Below are 3,453 nucleotides of genomic sequence, written 5' to 3'. Positions count from 1 at the left end.
TGCTGGCGGTGACGTTCCTGTTCATGAACATCTTCGACATCGGCCTGCACAAGATCTCATTGGGCGCGCTGATCATCGCGCTGGGCCTGCTGGTGGACGACGCGATCATCGCGGTCGAGATGATGGTGCGCAAGCTGGAGGAGGGCTTCTCCAAGATGGAGGCGGCCACCTTCGCCTACACCTCCACCGCCATGCCGATGCTGACCGGCACGCTGATCACCGCCACGGGTTTCCTGCCGGTGGGGCTGGCGCGTTCGACGGTGGGCGAATACACCTTCGGCATCTTTGCGGTGACGGCGCTGGCACTGGTGCTGTCGTGGTTTGCGGCGGTGGTGTTCGTGCCATACCTGGGCTATCTGCTGCTGCATACAAAGTCGCACGTGGGCGACGGCGGTCACCATGAGCTGTTCGACACGCCGTTCTACAACCGCTTCCGCGGTTGGGTGAACTGGTGCGTGGAGTATCGCAAGACGGTGATCGTGATCACGCTGGCGGCCTTTGTGCTGGGCGTGTTCGGCTTCAAATACGTGGAGAAGCAGTTCTTCCCGGATTCCAGCCGGCCCGAGCTGATGGTCGAGCTGTGGCTGCCGGAGGGCTCCAGCTTCAGCCAGACCGAGGCCGAGGCCAAGCGCTTTGAAGCGCTGATGCGCCAGGAAAAGAACGTCGAGAGCGTGACGCTGTTCGTCGGCTCCGGCGCGCCGCGCTTCTATTTGCCGCTGGACCAGATCCTGCCGCAGACCAATGTGGCGCAGGCCATCGTGATGCCGACCTCGCTAGAGGCCCGCGAGGGCGTGCGGGAGCACCTCATCGGTTTGTTGAAATCCCAATTCCCGCAGTTGCGTGGCCGCGTGAAGCTGCTGCCGAACGGGCCGCCGGTGGCGTATCCGGTGCAGTTCCGCGTGATGGGCCCGGACATCGGCGGCGTGCGCAAGATCGCTGACCAGGTCAAGGCCATCATGGTGGCCAACCCCAACACCGTGGGCGTGAACGACAACTGGAACGAGAACGTCAAGGTGCTGCGCCTGGACATCGACCAGGACAAGGCGCGCGCGCTGGGCGTGTCGACCGGCTCGATCGCGCAGGTCACGCAGACGGTGATGACCGGCGCGCCCATCGCCCAGTACCGTGATGGCGACAAGCTGCTCGATATCGTGATGCGCCCGCAGGAAGACGAGCGCAATACGCTGGCGGCGCTGGAGACCGTGCAGGTGCCAACGGCCAGCGGCCGCGTGGTGCCGCTCGCGCAAGTGGCGCGCATCGGCTTCAAGTGGGAGCCCGGCGTGATCTGGCGCGAGAACCGCGACTACGGCATCACCGTGCAGTCCGACGTGGTGGACGGCGTGCAGGGCCCGACCGTGACGGCGCAGATCAACCCGCTGCTCGACAAGATTCGCGCGCAGATGCCGCCGGACTACCAGATCAAGATTGCCGGCGCGGAGGAGGAGAGCGCTAACGCCAGCGCCTCCATTGCCGCGCAGATGCCGCTGTGCATTTTTATCATCTTCACGCTGCTGATGCTCCAGCTGCACAGTTTCTCGCGCGCCATGCTGGTGTTCCTGACCGGCCCGCTCGGGTTGATCGGTGCGGCGACGACGCTGTTGTTGCTCCGCGCGCCGATGGGCTTTGTCGCGCAGCTCGGCATTACCGCGCTCATCGGGATGATCATCCGCAACTCGGTCATCCTGGTCGACCAGATCGAGCAGGACGTAGCGACCGGCGTACCGACCTGGACCGCCATCGTCGAGGCCGCCGTGCGGCGGTTCCGTCCCATCATCCTGACCGCGGCGGCGGCGGTGCTGGCGATGATCCCGCTGTCGCGCAGCGGCTTCTGGGGCCCGATGGCGGCGGCCATCATGGGTGGCCTGATCATCGCCACGGTGCTGACGCTGCTGTTCCTGCCGGCGCTGTATGCGGCGTGGTTCCGCGTCAAGCGGCCTGAAGCCGAAGCCGCCGCGCCAACGGCCTGACCTGGCGCCGGGGGAGGGCTGGAAACCCTGCGGCGACTGCGATACAATCGCGGGCTTCCTTCCCGGCGCCCCTTGCGGGCGCCGCGGTCCATCCAGCGAGGGTGGCGAAATTGGTAGACGCACCAGGTTTAGGTCCTGACGCCAGCAATGGTGTAGGGGTTCGAGTCCCCTCCCTCGCACCAAACATCCCCTCTTGACCGGCATTTGCCTGGGCTTGGATTCAACGCACAATGCGCGTCGCATCCATTTTTCCCAAGGCATTTGCCATGAGCGCATCGCTCGGAACCCTCCTGATCATCGCTGGCTATTCGCTGCTCATCCTCTCGATGATCGGCATTGGGCTGCATGCGTTCACCGGCAACCCGATCCATGGCGTGCTGTGCTTGATCGTTCCGTTCTACCTGTACGTCTACGCCAAAAGGCATCCGGTTGGCCGGGCGCTGATGCGCGCGTGGTATGCGGGGATCGTGGCCTTGATCGCCGGGACGGTATTGCTATCGTAGGCGGCGCACCTACGTCGGCGCGCTTTCGCGCACCGCCTCATGCAAAACCTCCATAAACCGCGCCGTCATCGGCTCCGCATCCCCCGCGCGCCGCATCGTCTTGGGCGCCAGCGCCACGCCCATCCCGAACCCGACCATCGTCACCACCGTCTGCCATAGCCGCGCCTCATGGCGGATGACGGGGCTGAAGCCGGCACCCAGCTGCCGTGCACGGCTGTGATCATCGTCCAGTCGGCATGGCCCATCTGCTTGGCGGTCCACATTGGGTGATCGATCGCGCGATTTGGCGTTGGCCAAGGTATCGACGCGCTGCCGATACCTCGGCGCACACAGCGCAAGGAACTTCAGCGGGCGTGCCTTCTCACGACGACTCATGCGCGCCGAATCCCACACCGATGTCCAGATCAGCCGCTTGCCAAGGATGCGACATTTGAACCGTCTGTCAGGCGGTTTGTGCGGCCTACTGGCGAGGAACGCAGAGCAGTGCTTGGCAGTTGAGCCGGCGTAACTCTGGTCCGGCTTGGATGGAATGATCTTATCTTTGACTCTTATATAAGATATAAGACATTTGACCTTGCCGGGGTATTGCAATTAGAATCGCGCTCCAGCAGCGCCCGGAACAGCTTCGGAGTGCCTGAAAGCCTTCTCCTGTAACGTCATCTCAGCAGGTCCCCATGCTTGAAAACTTTCGTGCTCACGTGGCCGCCCGCGCCGCACTCGGTATTCCTCCCTTGCCGCTGACGGCTCAGCAGACCGCCGAACTGGTGGAACTGCTGGCGAACCCGCCCGCCGGCGAAGAGCAGACCCTGCTCGACCTGATCACCTATCGCGTGCCCGCCGGCGTGGACGAGGCCGCCCGCGTGAAGGCTGGCTTCCTGGCCGCCGTGGCCAAGGGCGAGACCGCTTGCCCGCTGATCTCGCGCGCACGCGCCACCGAGCTGCTCGGCACGATGCTGGGTGGCTACAACATCCAGCCGCTGATC

Annotated in this window: 2 protein-coding genes, 1 tRNA gene and 2 pseudogenes; 4 read left to right on the top strand and 1 reads right to left on the bottom strand. The window is 64.4% G+C overall.

All coding sequences use genetic code 11. The features are described 5' to 3' along the window. The 3 genes from QZ609_RS25475 to QZ609_RS25465 all read left to right on the top strand — a co-directional run. Positions 1-1,967 (top strand): efflux RND transporter permease subunit (locus QZ609_RS25475; protein WP_295500986.1); only part of this gene is annotated, 1,967 nt, incomplete at its 5' end. Positions 1,968-2,062: 95 nt separating this feature from the next. Then, positions 2,063-2,149 (top strand) — tRNA-Leu (locus tag QZ609_RS25470). Between the two features lie 84 nt (positions 2,150-2,233). Then, entirely contained in the window at positions 2,234-2,470 is a 237-nt protein-coding gene (locus tag QZ609_RS25465) for a hypothetical protein (RefSeq protein WP_295500984.1), read from the top strand. Positions 2,471-2,479: 9 nt separating this feature from the next. Here the strand turns inward: QZ609_RS25465 and QZ609_RS26830 are convergent. Next, positions 2,480-2,680, bottom strand: a pseudogene (locus tag QZ609_RS26830) (LysR family transcriptional regulator); the annotation flags it as partial. Positions 2,681-3,144: 464 nt separating this feature from the next. Here QZ609_RS26830 and QZ609_RS25455 point away from each other — a divergent pair. Then, positions 3,145-3,453, top strand: a pseudogene (locus QZ609_RS25455) (aconitate hydratase B); the annotation flags it as partial.

The organism is uncultured Ralstonia sp. (assembly GCA_913056305.1).
Taxonomy (GTDB): domain Bacteria; phylum Pseudomonadota; class Gammaproteobacteria; order Burkholderiales; family Burkholderiaceae; genus Ralstonia.
Note: the sequence above shows the minus strand (reverse complement) of the source record. Positions and strands in the feature narration are given on the sequence as shown.

Coding starts and splice junctions, on each gene's coding strand:
- QZ609_RS25465 (WP_295500984.1), top strand. CDS start 2,234: ATGAGCGCATCGCTCGGAACCCTCCTGATCATCGCTGGCTATTCGCTG.